Genomic DNA, 16,718 nt, shown 5'->3' on the forward strand with positions numbered 1-16,718 from the left:
CACCCGATTATCCAGGGTCAAGTCGATTGGATCATTCAGGAAGTCACCAAAATGCAGGTGCGGCAAGTTACCGAGACCGTCGCCATCGAAAAGAACACCGCGAATGTCATCGCGCCTTTATGGGATCGGCCACCGGCGAAAACTCGTCCATTGCGGTGTACGTATGGCATTGCTGATGCCCCGCTCGCAGGTCGTCATTTTCTTGGAATTTTTTGTAACGTCGCCCACTCATTAGCTCATGAGGAAATAACAAGCGTATGGCGAGACAATGATCTGGGACCTCATGATGAAAATCCGAGCCACTGTTATTTGCGAAAGAGATAAGCAGGTCTTGTTGGTTCGCAAGCCGGCGTCAAAATGGGCTCTGCCTGGTGGAAAGGTCGAGCTTGGCGAAGCTATTGCTGGAGCTGCGGCTCGAGAACTTCAAGAAGAGACGGGACTAAACGCCGAGCAGCTTCTATACATATTTGAGTTTGAAGCTGCTCATACCCACCATCATGTTTTTGAGGCTTCTGTCATAAATATTGAAGGTTTGACCCCTCAAAATGAGATCAGTGAGTGTATGTGGTGCGCGCTGACCTCGCTCGATCAACTCCACATGAGCAATGCTACGGAATCGATTATTAGGTCATTTTTACGTCGACTTTAAAGCTGTAAAGCTGCTGCGTATTCTCGGCGAGAAAATGAATTTGGATCCTGATCCACCGACTCAATGCGTTGAATGGAGTGTGATCATGACATGCTGCATACGCCTGGATTATCTACTGGACACGTTTCTTGGGCCCATCGCAAAAAGCGTGGAATGCGAGGCACTGATCATTCCGATTACGCCTGGCGCCCTTCAGGTGCAGGTGCAAGCACCCTTCCCGCAGGATCTTCACCAGGCACATACCGTAACTGTATTTCAGCCGTCCAAACAGCCCTTGACCGGCACCCTGGTTCACGCTCGCAGATTGGCGAATGGGGATCTGGAACTGCAGATTGATGTATGACCTCCATAGGTGTCCACACATGCAGGAAATTCAATAACTGTCGACCTGCTAACCCAAGCAAATTAGCAGATCGAACAGAGACATTATCGTTCGTCACGCCCTCCTCCGTGGCTATGCTGTCCACCGATACGAGCTTTCTCAGCTTTATCAGTGGCCACGTTGGTATTGGACTCGCCTTTACGTCCAGCTTCTTTAACCTTTTGAGGATCGTCGGAAAATCCGTGATGGGTTTCCTGTCGTTTGGTCATGGCTGATCTCCATTACGTTCTACGTTTATTTGTTTGGGTTTGGTACCGTCAACTCTCATCCCATTGGAGCAGCCGAAGACAATGCTCCCCGCTAATGAAGAGCAGAGCGGAAAAATCCGCCATCTTAGGCTCAATCAACACCATCGTTGCCCTGCTCCACCCTCGCGGCTCCAGTTTCCGCATCGTCCTTTGATGGCCGCTTAGACGGAGTCGAGTGCGCCTTCTCTTCTTCCGAATCCCGTGGGTAACCGGGCATGCCATGGGCATCCTCGGGGGTTTGGATGTTGCCCGCCGAGTCACTATCCTGATCCCAGCTTGTTGTCGCATCCTGCGCATCGTCGAGACCGGCGCTGACGAGAATGCAGCCATCATTGTTCAGATTCCCTGACTCGTTCGTGGGGTGATTTTCAGTGCTGGTAGGATGGGGCTTCATAAGAATCTCCATGTAAGAGCGGTCGGTTTACTTTGGAATGACTTGCGCCGTCCAAGTGCAGCATGAAAGACGAACGGCGTAGAACCTGTAGCCAGATGCAGTATTCGGAAGCCAGGCTTTCATGCGCGACTAACACCTAACGAAACGCCAACCGCAAATTAACTGGAGCCAAATCCCCATCTGACACGTCGAAAGATAAGCAGGAGAGAAATCGCAGCGTTGGGATAGCGCTTTGCCAAGTGTTTGCCGTCAGATCAACTCTTTCAGTAAGGGACTGCCATGGATCTCATCTTTCTCGGCACTTCAGCGGGAGTCCCTACCCGGAGTCGAAATGTGAGCGGCACAGCACTCATCGAATCCACTGGCAAAGGTTGGTATCTGGTGGATTGCGGTGAAGCCACCCAACACCAGATGTTGCGCACACCGCTATCGTTACGGGAACTGCGTGGATGCTTCATCACCCACGTACACGGCGATCATTGCTTCGGCTTACCGGGCTTGCTGGCGAGCGCGGGAATGTCGGGGAGAGTTGAGCCGCTCGATATCGTTTTGCCGGTGGCGCTGCATCCATGGCTACGTCTCAGCCTAACCGTCAGCAAGACCTGGTTGCCCTTTGAGTTGCGCCTGCATGCGAGCGAAACTGTCGTCGGTTGGCAACATGGGAATGTTAAGGTCGAAACCGTTGCCTTATCCCATCGTGTGCCCTGCCATGGCTATGTTTTTACCGAGGCTGATCCTCATCCGGTACTGGATGTACAATGTCTGGCGTCTGAAGGGATACCACGCGGCCCTCTGTGGGGCGAGCTGGCGCATGGACGTGATGTTGAATACAGCGGACGAATATTCCGCGCTGAGCAATTTCTGCGGCCCGCACGCCCTGCTCAACGCTTTATCATTTGCGGCGATAACGACAACCCTGATCTGTTGGCGCAAGCGACGGTCGGAGCTCATGTACTGGTGCATGAGGCGACCTTTACACAAGCCTTAATCGATCATACTCGCGAACATTACGGACACAGCAGCGCTGCCGCTGTGGCACGATTTGCCGAGTCGGCAGGTGTGCCTAATCTGGTTCTGACCCACTTCAGCGCCCGCTACCAAAATAATCCCGAAAAAAGTCCCTGCATCGAAAATATACGCGACGAGGCCGAAGCAAACTTTAGCGGCCAGTTGATCCTGGCGCGCGACTTGGAGCGTTACCACCTTGACCGAAACGACCGCCTGATGGTTTCTATGGGCCGCTTGTCGCAATAGCGCTTTTTTTTATGAATCCGCTCCGCGCTTGATCATCAAAAATCATGGAGCCCATGGGCACACAGTCGCTGAACCTTTCGATCAAGGGTGATTTCAATGGCCGCCGAAAGTCGATACATCATCAGCTTCATTGTTGATAACCAACCGCAAAGTCGCGTCGTCACTCACGAAAGTGAAACCTTGGATAAACAACAGGCAGAAGCGCTTTTGAAGCAAGACTTTCCTGAATTCAACGGGGCCAAGTTGACTGACATTCAAGTAGAGAAGCGAACAAAGCCAGAGGAAGGCGACAACATACCCGGCCACAATCAGCAACCTTGAGACCGATCTGCGTGCAGGTCTACAGGAGTCGCTATGTCTGGCGTGCACCATTTACCTTGGTGGAAGCAGGTCGTAATTTATCAAGTGTATCCACGCTCATTTGCTGATGCCAACGGCGATGGCATTGGTGATTTGCCAGGATTAATCGCGAAGCTGGATTATCTCAAGGCGCTGGGGGTGGGCGCCTTATGGTTATCCCCTGTCTATCCATCGCCTATGTGCGACGCAGGCTACGACATTTGCGATTATATGGACATCGATCCATTGTTCGGCAATCTGGCAGACCTCGATTTATTGATTTCAGAGGCTCACAAACGAGGCCTCAAATTGCTGATGGATTTCGTCCCGAACCATACTTCCGATCAGCATCCCTGGTTTATCGAATCGCGCGCCAGTCGTGCTAACTCCCGACGTGATTGGTACATATGGCGCGACCAGCCAAACAACTGGAGAGCTTCGATTGACGGAGGCAGCGCCTGGAGCTGGGATGAAGTTAGCCAGCAGTACTACCTACATTTCTTTTTACCTCAGCAACCGGATTTGAACTGGCACAACCCTCGGGTTGTGGAAGCGATGCACCAAGTGCTGCGATTCTGGCTGGATCGTGGTGTCGATGGTTTTCGTATCGACGTGGTGCATTGCATCGGCAAGGATCCCACTTTTGCCGATGATCCGCGTTGCCTGGCGGGCGAAACGATGGTGAGAATCAACGATCAGCCATACAGCCATGAAGTGCTTCGCGGCCTGAGACGTCTGGTCGATCATTATCCCGATGACCGAGTACTGATTGGTGAAGTGAATATACGGTCGACCGCCCAGGTCGCTGCGTACTATGGCGCGAGTGATGAGTTGCATATGTCTTTCAACTTTCCGCCACTCGATGCGCCTTGGGATCCGGTGGTGTTTCGCCTGTGTATCCGCGAAGTGAAAGGCTGCTTCCCAAGCCATAGCGCATGGCCAACTTGGGCATTATCGAATCATGACAACAGTCGGCTTCGAAGCCGGTACGGTGGTTCGCTGCGTAGAACCCATGCCGCCGCTGTATTGCTTCTGACATTGCGTGGCACGCCGTTCATTTTCCAAGGCGACGAATTGGCACTGGAAGATACGCAGGTCACGGCACAGACCCGGGTTGATCCAGGAGGACGAGATGGAAGTCGTGCTCCGTTACCTTGGAAAATTAACGCCCCGCATGGCTGGCCAGGTAAAACGCCTTGGCTACCCTTCCCTCCCGACGTCTCCACCCTTGCCGTAGAAGCACAAGAAGCGATAGCCGAATCAACACTTGGCCTCTATCGATGTTTGCTGAGCTGTCGACGAGAAAGCGAAGCCTTAAGCATCGGAGAATGGGAGGAGCTGCCATCACATCCTCAATTGCTGGCGTACCGTCGGCACTCCCACTCGGATGAGCGAATTATTTGCATCAACTTTGACCAGGTTGAGCATGCCTTTCCGCTGGCGGGGCAATGGATCACGCAAATCTCAAGCGATCGTCAAAGTGAAAAAGAGCTGTTCAAGGGCACTGTAGCTGCGGAACAGGCGGTCATCCTTCGTCGGAGAGAAAACCACCATGAACAGTGACTGGCATCGCAATACTGTCATTTATCAGGTCGATCCCTCGTTATTTTTCGACTATGACAACGATGGCTGCGGTGACCTGCAGGGCATTATCCGCCGACTTGATTACTTGAGCGCGCTAGGGATCGGGACACTGTGGCTGCTGCCGATCTTCGGCTCGCCCTTTCGCGATGCCGGTTATGACGTCAGGGATCACCGCGCGATCGAACCTCGGTTTGGCAGCGAGGCAGATCTCCGCAGGTTGGTGCGTGAGGCTGGTGAGTACGGCATGCGAATTGTTTTGGAGTTGGTGCTGCAACACACCTCCGACCAGCATCCCTGCTTTCAACAAGCGCGTGCTGATCGATCCAGTCCTTATCGCGACTTCTACATCTGGTCGGACACGCCCGTCGACGACGGTAATCAACCGATTTTTCCCTCTGTGGAAAAAAGCATCTGGCAATGGGATGAACAGGCCGGACAGTACTACCGCCATCTGTTTTATCGCCACGAGCCGGATCTGAACCTGGCCAATCCGGCAGTCGTGGAAGAGATAGAACAAATCATGATTCATTGGTTGCAGATGGGTATCGCCGGCTTTCGCCTGGATGCTGCCTCCCATGCTGTCGAACAAGCAGGCGGTGAGCGAGAGGAACACGGCGTGTGGTTATTGGATCGCTTGGCGGCATTGGCTCGCAACATCAATCCAGAATGCATATTGATGGGCGAAGTCGATGTCGAGCCGGAGCGGTTTTGTCACTATTTCGGCAAGGGTCAACGTCTCAAGCTGGCACTAGATTTCTGGATGAATAACCACCTTTTCCTGGCGCTTGCGAGGCAACAGTCCGAACCACTGCTTCGCGCACTAGAGGAACGTCCGCTCGCCCCTGACGGTGCCGGGTATGCTGTCTGGTTACGTAATCATGATGAACTCGACCTTGAGCGCCTTTCGGAAAAAGAACGCGAAGAAGTCATGCAGGTTTTCGCCCCACAACCCGAAATGCGCGTGTATGGGCGCGGTATTCGACGTCGTCTGGCGCCCATGCTGGAGGGTGACGTACGTCATCAGGCAATGGCGCAGGCCTTGATGGCCTCACTGCCCGGGACACCGATCATTCGCTATGGCGAGGAAATTGGCATGGGCGACGATCTGACACGAAAGGATCGGCTCGCCGTACGCACGCCCATGCAATGGAGCGCCGAGATCAACGCAGGTTTTTCGAAAGCGGCGCCCACCTTGTTGCCAGCGCCCATAATCGATGACGGGCCATTTGCGTATACCTCGTTGAACGTCAGTGCCCAGCAAGACGATGGCGAGTCGCTGCTTGCTCGCTGTCGGAACATTATGCGGACACGCGCGTACTTGACTGAAATCGGAGACGGCAACGCGCAACCGCTTCGCAGCGGACATCCGGCAGTATTTGCCATTCGTTATGCCGGCCACGCTACGTCCCTCATGCTTTGCAATCTCAGTTCGGAACCCGTCACGCTTGAGTCTGCCGATTGGGCCGAATTGAACACGGCCGAATCAGTACTCGCTGATAGCCCCTACCCCGCTGATGTAACCGAGGGCGAGGTTTTGTCGCTTAGAGGTTTTGGTTACCGGTGGTTCAGGTACGGTCATTCAAAAAAGTAAAAGCACAATACAAAACAGCAGAAACACAATCACCGACAACGCCGATAATTGCGCCGACGTTAATGCGAATGCGGAGTCGAGAGAGCGACCGACGAACCGACCGCGAATCTGATGCAAGCCCTGTTGTGGCTCGAACAAATTATCCGGGCGCTGAGAATCGACTTCTGCACTCAGTTGTCCCGAATAGGCATTTCGAGCCATCAATCGATCAAGCAAACCGGGCATCAGACTGGTGCCCACAATCGCCTTAATAGAAGCCCATCCTAACCACAGTTCCCGGGGCGGACTCTGAAGGACGCTGAAAATTGCCCTCGCCGCCACGTCTGGATCATGAATGGGCGGAATGGGTCGCGGACGTTTTTCAAGTTTGTTGCGGGCCCAGTCAAACTGAGGTGTATTAATCGCGGGGAGTTGAACCATGCATACGCGAATACGACTGCGCTCATACAGCAACTCACAACGCAATGAGTCAGTGAACCCGCGTACGGCAAATTTCGCTCCGCAATAGGCCGCTTGCAACGGAATGGCCCGATAAGCAAGGGCAGAGCCGACCTGGATAATGAGCCCGTCACCACGCTGACGCATCAGTTGCAGTGCTGCCAGGGTACCATGCACAGTACCGAGATACGTGACTTCGGTGACCCGTAGAATTTCCTCAGCGCTCAATTTATCAATGGGCGAAAACACGGTCACCATTGCGCTATTTATCCAGATCGATAAAGGCCCAAGGGCATTATCCAGCCGTATCGCAGCCGACTCGACCGCTTGCGAATCCGCGACATCAACACTTATCGACATCACCGGAACACCATACTGACTGAGCTCTTCTTGCGTTTCAGTCAAGCCCTCCTCACTTCGAGCCAGCAATCCGATTCGATAACCAGCAGCGGCAAAACGGTGTGCCGTGGCGCGTCCTACTCCCGAGCTCGCGCCACAAATAATAACCAATGATTTTGCATGCTTATCCATCGTGTCCGCCCGGGCCGATATTGATCGTTCGATCCTCTCCCAGCCCTTGAACCTTGGCCAGAACTTCTGTAGGTGTGCTCTTGGAGAAATGGACGATATATCCCATTCCACTGCCATCCTTTTCAATGGCGGTCACCCATAGTTCGACCTCGTCGGGAGCCAAGCCTATAGCGACCGCAACCTGACCATCGCGGTGTTCGGGATGGATATCATCCAAAGGGTAATTCTTCATCAACGAATCTCCTTGGGCTTCTCGATGGATGTGCTGTGATCTCAAGTGCTTAGAAAATCGTTAATTGCTTTCGTCCGCTTTCTCCTGCTGCAGTTGCACAGACGACTTTGTGCCATCCGGGTTGTTCTTCGTCGTGCTGTCAGAGTTATCGAAACATCCCTGCAGCAACAGCAGGCTGCAGAAGCTCAGGCCTATGTAAAAATGTTTCATTGTTGTCACCCCTCAGTTCTCTTTCAGTCCGAGGAAAGCCTTCAGAGGATAGGTTTTCCGCCTGTAACCCCAAACCGTTCGCCGGAAATGTAACTGCCCTCGTCCGATGCCAACAGTACATAAATCGGCGCTACTTCAACCGGCTGCCCTGGTCGTCCTAAAGGAGTGTTTGCTCCGAAGTTTTTCACCGAGTCTTCGGACATCGTGGATGGGATTAACGGCGTCCAGATTGGCCCGGGCGCTACGCTATTGACTCGAATGCCACGCTTGCCAAGCATCTGGGCAAGACCAGCGGTGAAATTCGCAATCGCACCTTTTGTCGTGGCATAGGCCAACAAGCTGGGACTGGGTGAGTCAGAATTGACTGAGCTGGTATTGATGATCGAGCTACCGTCCGCCATGTTGGGCAGCGCCGCTTTGCAAATGCGAAATATAGCGGTGATATTGACGTCAAATGTCTTCAGCCATTCCTCGTCGGGAATTTCTTCCAACGTCTCATGGGTCATCTGAAAGGCGGCATTGTTCACCAGAATGTCAATGCGTCCGAACTTTGCCACGGTGTCATTCACGATCCCCGCACAATGCGCATGACTAGCAATGTCCCCCGGCAATAGCAGGCATTGCCGGCCCGCATCCTCTACCCACCGTGCGGTTTCTTTGGCGTCCTCGTGTTCGTCCAGATATGAGATCGCCACATCAGCGCCTTCACGGGCAAAGGCAATCGCCACAGCGCGACCAATGCCACTGTCGCCGCCGGTAATCAGTGCGATCTTGCCGGCCAGCCGGCCCGATCCTTCATAACTGCTCTCACCGCAATCGGGATACGGTTCCATTCGACTTTGCTCGCCGGGGACAGGCTGCTGCTGGGGTTTGAATGGAGGTTTTGGATAGGTCTTCATCGAAGTCTCTCCTGAGGTTTGTTGATTCGAAGCCATTTCAAGGTGGACTTGAATACTGCGCTGCGAGTTCGCTTTTATATGAGTAAACCAGGCGCCGAGTCTCGACTATGGATGGCGAATCTCATCGTCAAAAATAAGCGATCCGGAAAATCCACTGCTGCCGAAACTGTTCACTTGCTGGAACTCGCGCGCATCGTGGCTGCAAAATATGTTCACTGCCATGCGGCTATCATTGGCTAATTGACGCAACCTCTGTTGGTTGTGCATTCGTGCCTGGTGATCGGCATCCATCAGGCGTTGGTAGAAGCGCATGCCAGCAGGACAGCGGCGCTTGGGAAGATGAATTTCATCATGGTGAAAGTAGGCATCCCCTGCATGTAGCGACCATCCCTCGGCAGTACCGATCGCAACGCCGGCGTGACCGGCCGTATGACCTCGAAGCGGTACCAGCAAAATGTCTTCTTCCTGCGCGCCAAGCACGGCGCGCACCGAATCGAAGCCAAACCAGGTATCGCCATCCGGGGCATACAGCTCCCAGTCCTCGACACCCCGCCACTGCGCAGGCACAAAGCGTCGCCGTTTGAACCAGCCATTCGTCAGCGTTGCGAAGTTGAGTTCCTCCAACATGACGTGTACCCGCGCCCTCGGAAAATCCTGGAGGCCGCCGGCATGATCGAAATCCAGATGGGTAAGAATGATGTGACGTACATCATTAGCGTCAAAACCCATTCGACGGATTTGATCTATCGCGGTAAACCGGTGCTCCAATTGAATGTTATTGAATGCTCTGACAAAGCGGCTCAGACGCTCCGGATGCTGGACGTCCTGCTGGCCGAAGCCGGTATCCACCAGAATCAGGCCATTGGTGCCGGTTTCGATCAGAACACAGTGACACACAACCGACGCGGTCAATCCACGGCTGTAACCGTCGAACAAAGCCCTACCCAAAGGGCACATACATCCGCAATTTAAATGATGCACGCGCATGTCAAACCTTCCCCGCACCGTATGTGTTCGTCGAACCTTATTGGTCGACCCGGCCTACGAGGAAAATACTCGAGCAAATCGACATATGGCGCTCGAGGTTATAATCGTGCCGCCGCAGGGGTCATCGTTGTCAGATAAGCATAGGAAGAGCGATACAAAAGACAGCCATGCCAACGTTCGGGAATCAAGCGGAACACCCCGTCACCCTCAGCGTCAGACCCTGTAAGCACGGAGCAAGCGTTTGTCTTTTGGCGATTCCGCATTCGATAGTTGAACCTGAATAACAGCTGCAGATCCTGGATCAAGGAGCCGCACTCAGGGGGCAGGCGAGTCGCCCGCATAACCCGCATAAGAGGTAGACCAAGATGATTCCGAACAGAGCAAAACGGCTTGCAGGATTGGGGTTGAGTATTTTCGGTTCAGTGGCGTACTCGGTCACTCTCAATGCCTTTATGGAAGAGGCCGCGCAGCAGAGTGTATTTCAGACCGAGAGCGCGAAAGTTGCGTTGCAGAAAAGTCAGAGTCAGGGAGTCAAAGACTTTGCCCATCAGGTAATCGCCAGCAAAGCGCAGCTTTACGGCAAACTCAAGACGCTCGGCGATCAGCTACATATGAACGTTCCAACCGAAGCTTCCTGACGGGCAAAGCGAAGCAAATGCGCCTTGAGTCCCGCGAAGACTCCTTCGACCGGATCTATATCGACAGTCAGGTGCAAGCGCTCGAGCAGCAAGTGTTTTTATTCAAAAAAGAAGCAATGTCGTCGGAAAAACCCGAGCTGAAATGGTTCGCCGAAAGCGCTTTGCCCGACATCCTCAAGCAGGAACGAACGGTGAAAAGTCTTCAGGACAAATTAAAGCCATAGGCAGGCAGACTAAGGCCAACCAAGCCTTGATCGGGTCAGTAGCACACACCTATTACGCGGGAACCGGCTTTGGTCCGTGGCGTGACGTACCGCTTATCGGTCATCTTGAAAATATTCAAAACATTCGCAGGCCTGTTGAAATCGGAATTAGTGTCCGTCGTACACAGATGAATCAGCAAAAGCCAAACAATGTTGGAGAATAATCATGACTACCGGTAATAAAAATCAGGGTAATGATCGCGACAAGTCGTCCAGCAGTGGCAAAAAAGGTGGCCAGTCGGGCAGCGGCAATTTTGCCAATGATCGTGAAAAGGCCTCCGAAGCCGGCCGCAAGGACGGACAACAAAGCCACAGCGGCGGTCGCAAATCTTGAGCGCACTCAGACCGGGGCGGCATCGCCGCCCCTCTTGGAAAGAGGTTCAATCATGAAAGCGCCAAACGAAAACACCCTCGCTGCAGAACGTTTTGAAAAAGATCCACTTGCCCGAGACGATAGAATGCCGGGAATACCAGCGAATCCGTCAGTTGTTCAAGCCAATCACGAACACGTCGAACAGTTGCAGAACAGTGTGCGTAGCGAAACGTTGTTAGCTCAGCCGGGTTGTTATGAACGCCGACAAGGTGCCGTGCAGTCGGAGAGAGTTACGGGCGCGTCACATACGCCGCCTGTTTGCGAACGAAGTTCATAGTCGCTACGTGCATCGACTTTAAGTGCGAGGTGATATATGCCTGTACATGTCATTAATTTCACTGGCCCTATCAACGCGTCGACCTGTGGTCAGCTTATTGAGAAAGCATCGACGGCGGTGCAGCAAAGTGCGTCGGGCTTGATCGTGAATATCGCTACCATGGGCGGCGAATGCAGTTACGGCTTTACCATGTATAACTTTTTGCATTCGCTACCGATTCCGGTGCAAACGCACAATCTCGGAACCGTGGAGTCGATGGGCAACATCGTTTTCCTGGCCGGCCAGCGCAGGACGGCTTGCGTGCACAGCAAATTTCTCTTCCATCCCTTTCATTGGCACCTTCAAGGTTCGGTCGATCATTCCCGTATGTCTGAATACGCCATGAGCCTGGACTACGACTTGCAACTCTATGCGCGCATCGTGGCCGAGCGCACAGAAGGTGCCGAGGCGAAGCTGGAAACGGAAAAATACCTGATTGCCGCCCCGCGCATCATCGACCCTCCTCAAGCGTTGGCCTGCGGGTTGATACAGGCGATCAAGTCACCACTGATCGATGCGCAATCCGTGACCTGTACCATCCACTCGTGACGCCTGTGCTATCCAGGAAACACCTTACGCAGGTTTGTCACTGCTCCCCAGAAAGACATGGCGTAGTATGGTTAGAAAGTACAACGATTTGACTGCCATTCATTTCAGGCCTTGATCATGAAGTCTTCCGTGAAGCGTTCACCCAATGTTCCGCAGCGCAAGGAGCTGATCCCCAGCACCCTGCCCTTTCCTGTGGTCGGCATCGGCGCTTCCGCTGGTGGCCTTCAGGCGGTGAAATCATTTTTCGAGCACATGCCCAATGACAACGGCATGGCCTTTGTCGTTATTTTTCACTTGTCGCCCGATTATCCCAGCCAAGTCGACCGGATCATTCAGGAAGTCACCAAAATGCCGGTGCGGCAGGTGACCGAGACTGTCTCCATCGAAAAGAACACCGTGTATGTCATCTCGCCGGCGCACGACCTGATGATGAACGATGGTTATCTGTCGGTGACACCATCGGATCGGCCGCCCGGCATGCATGTGGCCATTGACCTGTTCTTCCGAGACCTGGCGGATGTGCACAAGGAGCGGGCCTTCTGCCTGATACTGTCCGGCACTGGCTCTGACGGTGCGGTGGGGCTTTCACGGATCAAGGAACAAGGCGGCATCACCTTGGTGCAGACTCCGGAGGATGCCGAATACGATGGCATGCCCCGGGCTGCCATCAATACGCAGATGGTCGATCTGGTATTGCCCGTGGTGGAGATGCCGCAAAAACTGATGGAGCTCTGGCGTAATTCGAAGGCAATCACACTGCCTACGGCCAACGATCCGGAAATCAAGACTACCCCTCCAGCTAACGAACGCGAAGCCGCCATAGCCGAGCAGCAGCTGCAAGACATCTTGATCCAGCTGCGCAATGGAACCGGTCACGATTTCAAACACTACAAGCGGGCCACCGTGCTGCGCCGCATCGAGCGTCGCCTGCAGGTGACCGCACAGCCGGATCTGGGCGCCTATTACGATTATCTGCAAGCCCACCCCGAAGAAACCAAGGCGTTGCTGGGGGACATGCTGATTGGTGTGACCAATTTCTTTCGCGACCGCGAAGCCTTCGAAGCCTTGGAGCGCAATGTCATTCCCGATCTGGTTAAAGCGCTGCAGGACACCGTGCCGAAACGGGATGAAATCCGTGTCTGGTCAGCGGGCTGCTCTACCGGCGAAGAGGCCTACAGCCTCACCATTTTGCTGACTGAGCAAATGGCCTTGGAGGCCAGCCCGGCCAAGCTTCAGGTGTTTGCCACCGACATCGATGATCGCGCGATTGCCTTTGGTCGAAGTGGCGTCTATCCCGAGGCCATCATTACCGACGTTCCGCCGCCGCGCATGCGCCAATATTTCACCCTGGAAAACCATTCCTACCGCGTGCGCAAGGAAATTCGCGAGAAAGTACTGTTCGCCAAGCACAGCCTGTTGCTCGACCCGCCCTTCTCCCAACTCGACTTGATCGTCTGTCGTAACCTGCTGATCTACCTCGACCGCGAAGTGCAGCGCGACATCATGCAGATGTTCCACTTTGCCTTGCGTCCTGGCGGTTACCTATTCCTCGGCTCCTCGGAATCGGCCGATGGCTGCCTCGATCTGTTTACGCCGGTGGACAAACGCAACCGCATCTTCCGCGCCAAGAGCGTGGCCAGCAGTCCCCGCCGCGCCCCCACGCTGCCGCGCGGTGGTTATGCACGTACTACCGTCGCCACCCGCCCCCTGCAACCGGCTGTGGCACGCAAGGTGTCCTTTGCCGACATTCACCTGCGTGCACTGGAGAAGGCTGCGCCGCCGAGCATCATCGTCGACGCCAGCGCCAACATACTGCACATGAGTGAAGGCGCCGGGCGCTTCCTGCGCTACGTGGCCGGCGAGCTATCACGCAACCTGTTGACCCTGGCCCACCCGGATCTGCGCCTGGACATTCGCACCACGTTGTACCAAGCACAGCAGAGCGGGCTGCCGGTCACCTCGCGCAAAGTCCGCATCGAGCGTGAGCAGCGTAGTTACCTGGTCGACCTGAACGTGCATCCTTACAAGGATGACGAAACTGACAGCGAATACACCCTGGTGATCTTCGAGGAAAGCGAGGTCGATCCTCAAGCGCAGCTTGATGGCATTGCCAGCCAGACCGAAAACCAGATGTTGACCAACCTGGAGCATGAACTGCAGCGCACCAAGCTGCAGTTGCAGGAGACCGTCGAACAGTCGGAAGTCTCCAGCGAAGAGCTCAAGGCCTCCAATGAAGAAATGCAGGCGATCAACGAAGAACTACGCTCAGCCACCGAAGAACTGGAAACCAGCAAGGAAGAATTGCAATCGATCAATGAAGAGCTGCTGACCGTTAATGCTGAACTCAAGGCGAAGGTCGAAGAAACCGACAAGGTCAACGACTACCTGACCAACCTGATTGCCTCCACCGACATTGCCACCGTGTTCGTCGATCGCAACATGCGCATTCGCTGGTTTACCCCACGGGCCACCGAGATTTTCAGCATGTTGCCGGTCGACACCGGGCGCTCGCTAATGGACATCACCCACCGCCTGGACTACCCGGAGATAGCCGAGGATGCGGCGACGGTGTTCGAGTCGCTGAACATGATCGAACGCGAGGTCTGCAGCAGCGACCAGCGCTGGTACATCGCCCGCCTGTTGCCCTACCGCTCCAGTGAAGACCACATCGACGGCACGGTGCTGACCTTTATCGATATCTCCAAGCGCCGTGCCGCCGAGGAGGAGTTGCGCATCAGTGAAGAGCGCATGCGCCTAGTGGCCGAAAGCACCCATGACTTCGCCATTATCATCCTCGATGATCACGGCGTGATCACCGACTGGAACACCGGGGCAAAGCTGATTTTTGGCTACAGCAAAGAGGAAGTGCTCGGCGCCTATTACGACCTGATCTTCACACCGGAAGAACGCAGCTCAGGCGCTCCGGAAATTGAGCTGCGTGCCGCGCGCGAGCATGGTCGAGGCGAAGATGAGCGCTGGCACCTGCGCAAGGACGGCAGTCGTTTCTATTGCAGCGGCGAAGTCATCCGACTTGAAGGCGAGAGCCTCAAGGGGTACGTGAAGATCGCCCGAGACCTCACCGGACACAAGCGACTGCACGACGAACAACGCCAACAGCTGGCCGAAACCCAGACCAGCAGTCATCTCAAAGACGAGTTTTTCGCAGTGATGTCCCATGAGCTCAAGCACCCGCTCAACCTCATTCAACTCAACGCCGAATTGCTGCGCCGTTTGCCGATGACCAGAAGCGTCAGCCCGGCGATGAAAGCGGTCAATACCATTTGCGACGCGGTATCGAGTCAGGCGCGGATCATCAACGATTTGCTGGACGTTGCCCGTGTGCGCACCGGCAAACTCAAATTAAAAAAACAGGCGGTGGATCTGGGACGGATTCTGCAGGACATCCACACGGTGGTGGTCAACGATCAACACCCTTGCGAAATCATCCTCCAGGTACCGCAGCCGCCGGAGCCACCGCTGGTAGTCGATGCTGACAGTACACGCCTGGAACAGATCATCTGGAACCTGGTGAACAACGCCCTGAAGTTCACCCCCAAGGATGGCCGCGTTGAGCTGATCGCCCACCGCGTCGAGGACATGGCGCAATTGGACGTTATCGACAGCGGCATTGGCCTTGAAGCGGAGAACCTGCACAAGGTGTTCGATCTGTTCAGTCAGGCGGAAGACCAGCATGCCACCCATCAGCGCGATGGCCTGGGCATTGGCCTATCGCTGGTGCGGCAACTGGTTGAAGCCCATGGCGGTTCGGTGGATGTGCGCTCCGAAGGCATTGGCTGCGGTTGCACTTTCTCCATCCGCCTGCCGCTGTGCCACCCCCATCAAAAGGCGGCGGATCAAGCCCAAGCCCCGGCTGAATCAGGGCGTCTGCTTGGCCAAAAAGTGATGCTGGTAGATGACTCTCGAGACGTGATGGAAGTACTGCAAATGCTGCTGGAAATGGAGGACGCCCATGTCGAAGCCTTCAGCGACCCACTACTGGCCCTGAAAGCCGCGAAAGAGGGCAGCTACGACGTGATCATTTCCGACATCGGTATGCCCGTCATGGATGGGCACGCGTTGATCCAGGCCGTTCGTCAGATCGCCCACCACAAATACACGCCCGCCATTGCGCTCACGGGTTACGCCACCAGCATTGACCAGAAGAAAACCAGGCAATCGGGGTTCAATTACCACGTGAGCAAGCCGGTGGCCCATGATGACTTTATCGACATCATTGATGAGGCCTGCAAATCTCGACCATATTAAATACATAAAAAAGCGCCTTGGCCTTCCGTGCTATTGGTCCTTATTCCCCGTTACGCATGGGGAAGCCTAGGGTCAACTCAGTCTCTGGTGTGATTCAGGCCCTCATTCAACCGCGAGGGCTTCTAAAGTACCCGGCAAGCCATATTTCAAAAAATACTACGCAACGCCGCTCCATTTAGCTCACAACTCAGCGAACGACCGCATAAAGGCCGTTGTGGCAACTTCAATCAACGTATTGCGTTCTGACGAATCGACGATTCTCCGATTGAAATACTCATCGGCCAACTCAAGCAACGCGTTGTACCTCTCTTCGGGCTTCATTGCGGTTTCATGGCTCGTCAACAGCTCGTGCCAAGTGCTGTACGCCAGCATTTTCGCTTCGATATACATCACACGTCCCTCCATCGCCCATGATGAATAGAACTCGAGCGTCGGGCGCATGTTCATTGCCGCCGACATACGGTTGGCAAACATTTCTTTTGCAGGACACCCATCGCTTCAGCAGCACCGACTTACGCCACGATGGTCGCAATGTCATCGGCGATGAATATTTACGCTCCGTAGGTCAAATCTTG

Annotated in this window: 16 protein-coding genes and 1 pseudogene; 10 read left to right on the plus strand and 7 right to left on the minus strand. The window is 54.5% G+C overall.

Annotated elements, in window-relative coordinates:
• Nucleotides 1-286 precede the first annotated feature (286 nt).
• Nucleotides 287-649, plus strand: coding sequence for an NUDIX hydrolase (locus SB725_RS15520; protein WP_410922430.1), 363 nt, complete (start codon nt 287-289; stop codon nt 647-649).
• Between the two features lie 426 nt (nt 650-1,075).
• On the opposite strand, the gene SB725_RS15525 is transcribed toward SB725_RS15520, so the two are convergent.
• Both SB725_RS15525 and SB725_RS15530 read right to left on the minus strand, forming a co-directional pair.
• On the minus strand, nt 1,076-1,240 hold the full coding sequence (locus tag SB725_RS15525; protein ID WP_150786889.1) for a general stress protein: 165 nt from the start codon (nt 1,238-1,240) through the stop codon (nt 1,076-1,078).
• A 130-nt stretch (nt 1,241-1,370) separates the two neighbouring features.
• Entirely contained in the window at nt 1,371-1,673 is a 303-nt protein-coding gene (locus tag SB725_RS15530; protein WP_410922142.1) for a hypothetical protein, read from the minus strand.
• Between the two features lie 279 nt (nt 1,674-1,952).
• Between SB725_RS15530 and SB725_RS15535 the strand changes: the two genes are divergently transcribed.
• The 4 genes from SB725_RS15535 (at nt 1,953) to SB725_RS15550 (ending at nt 6,441) form a co-directional block, all read left to right on the plus strand.
• Nucleotides 1,953-2,927: an MBL fold metallo-hydrolase gene (locus SB725_RS15535; protein WP_410922143.1), complete on the plus strand. Its 975-nt coding sequence runs from the start codon at nt 1,953-1,955 to the stop codon at nt 2,925-2,927.
• A gap of 96 nt (nt 2,928-3,023) precedes the next feature.
• Nucleotides 3,024-3,248 carry a hypothetical protein gene (locus SB725_RS15540; RefSeq protein WP_410922144.1) on the plus strand — a complete coding sequence of 75 codons (225 nt, stop codon included), beginning with the start codon at nt 3,024-3,026 and terminating at the stop codon, nt 3,246-3,248.
• 33 nt (nt 3,249-3,281) lie between these two features.
• The gene (locus SB725_RS15545; protein ID WP_410922145.1) at nt 3,282-4,829 is read left to right on the plus strand and encodes an alpha-amylase family glycosyl hydrolase; all 1,548 of its coding nucleotides are present in this window, start codon (nt 3,282-3,284) and stop codon (nt 4,827-4,829) included.
• The gene (locus tag SB725_RS15550; protein ID WP_410922146.1) at nt 4,819-6,441 is read left to right on the plus strand and encodes an alpha-amylase family protein; all 1,623 of its coding nucleotides are present in this window, start codon (nt 4,819-4,821) and stop codon (nt 6,439-6,441) included. Before SB725_RS15545 ends, SB725_RS15550 begins: the two co-directional genes overlap by 11 nt.
• Here the strand turns inward: SB725_RS15550 and SB725_RS15555 are convergent.
• From SB725_RS15555 to SB725_RS15570, 4 genes are all read right to left on the minus strand, one after another.
• Nucleotides 6,430-7,410, minus strand: coding sequence for an SDR family oxidoreductase (locus tag SB725_RS15555; protein ID WP_410922147.1), 981 nt, complete (start codon nt 7,408-7,410; stop codon nt 6,430-6,432). The genes SB725_RS15550 and SB725_RS15555 overlap by 12 nt on opposite strands.
• Complete coding sequence (locus SB725_RS15560) at nt 7,403-7,642, minus strand: hypothetical protein (RefSeq protein WP_410922148.1); 240 nt, start codon at nt 7,640-7,642, stop codon at nt 7,403-7,405. Before SB725_RS15560 ends, SB725_RS15555 begins: the two co-directional genes overlap by 8 nt.
• A gap of 251 nt (nt 7,643-7,893) precedes the next feature.
• Nucleotides 7,894-8,751: an SDR family oxidoreductase gene (locus SB725_RS15565; protein WP_410922150.1), complete on the minus strand. Its 858-nt coding sequence runs from the start codon at nt 8,749-8,751 to the stop codon at nt 7,894-7,896.
• Between the two features lie 105 nt (nt 8,752-8,856).
• Entirely contained in the window at nt 8,857-9,738 is an 882-nt protein-coding gene (locus SB725_RS15570; RefSeq protein ID WP_410922152.1) for an MBL fold metallo-hydrolase, read from the minus strand.
• Between the two features lie 365 nt (nt 9,739-10,103).
• Between SB725_RS15570 and SB725_RS15575 the strand changes: the two genes are divergently transcribed.
• The 5 genes and pseudogenes from SB725_RS15575 (at nt 10,104) to SB725_RS15595 (ending at nt 16,143) form a co-directional block, all read left to right on the plus strand.
• Nucleotides 10,104-10,376 carry a DUF4142 domain-containing protein gene (locus SB725_RS15575; RefSeq protein WP_410922153.1) on the plus strand — a complete coding sequence of 91 codons (273 nt, stop codon included), beginning with the start codon at nt 10,104-10,106 and terminating at the stop codon, nt 10,374-10,376.
• Between the two features lie 17 nt (nt 10,377-10,393).
• Nucleotides 10,394-10,600, plus strand: coding sequence for a DUF4142 domain-containing protein (locus SB725_RS15580; RefSeq protein WP_410922154.1), 207 nt, complete (start codon nt 10,394-10,396; stop codon nt 10,598-10,600).
• 259 nt (nt 10,601-10,859) lie between these two features.
• A pseudogene (locus SB725_RS15585) lies at nt 10,860-10,973 on the plus strand (general stress protein); the annotation flags it as partial.
• Nucleotides 10,974-11,325: 352 nt separating this feature from the next.
• Complete coding sequence (locus tag SB725_RS15590; RefSeq protein ID WP_410922155.1) at nt 11,326-11,877, plus strand: ATP-dependent Clp protease proteolytic subunit; 552 nt, start codon at nt 11,326-11,328, stop codon at nt 11,875-11,877.
• Nucleotides 11,878-11,994: 117 nt separating this feature from the next.
• Nucleotides 11,995-16,143: a CheR family methyltransferase gene (locus SB725_RS15595; protein ID WP_410922156.1), complete on the plus strand. Its 4,149-nt coding sequence runs from the start codon at nt 11,995-11,997 to the stop codon at nt 16,141-16,143.
• A 180-nt stretch (nt 16,144-16,323) separates the two neighbouring features.
• Here SB725_RS15595 and SB725_RS15600 read toward each other — a convergent pair whose 3' ends face one another.
• Entirely contained in the window at nt 16,324-16,617 is a 294-nt protein-coding gene (locus tag SB725_RS15600; RefSeq protein ID WP_410922158.1) for a hypothetical protein, read from the minus strand.
• Nucleotides 16,618-16,718: the final 101 nt, after the last annotated feature.

This window comes from Pseudomonas sp. SIMBA_041, assembly GCF_046535095.1.
Taxonomy (GTDB): Bacteria; Pseudomonadota; Gammaproteobacteria; order Pseudomonadales; family Pseudomonadaceae; genus Aquipseudomonas; species Aquipseudomonas mucoides.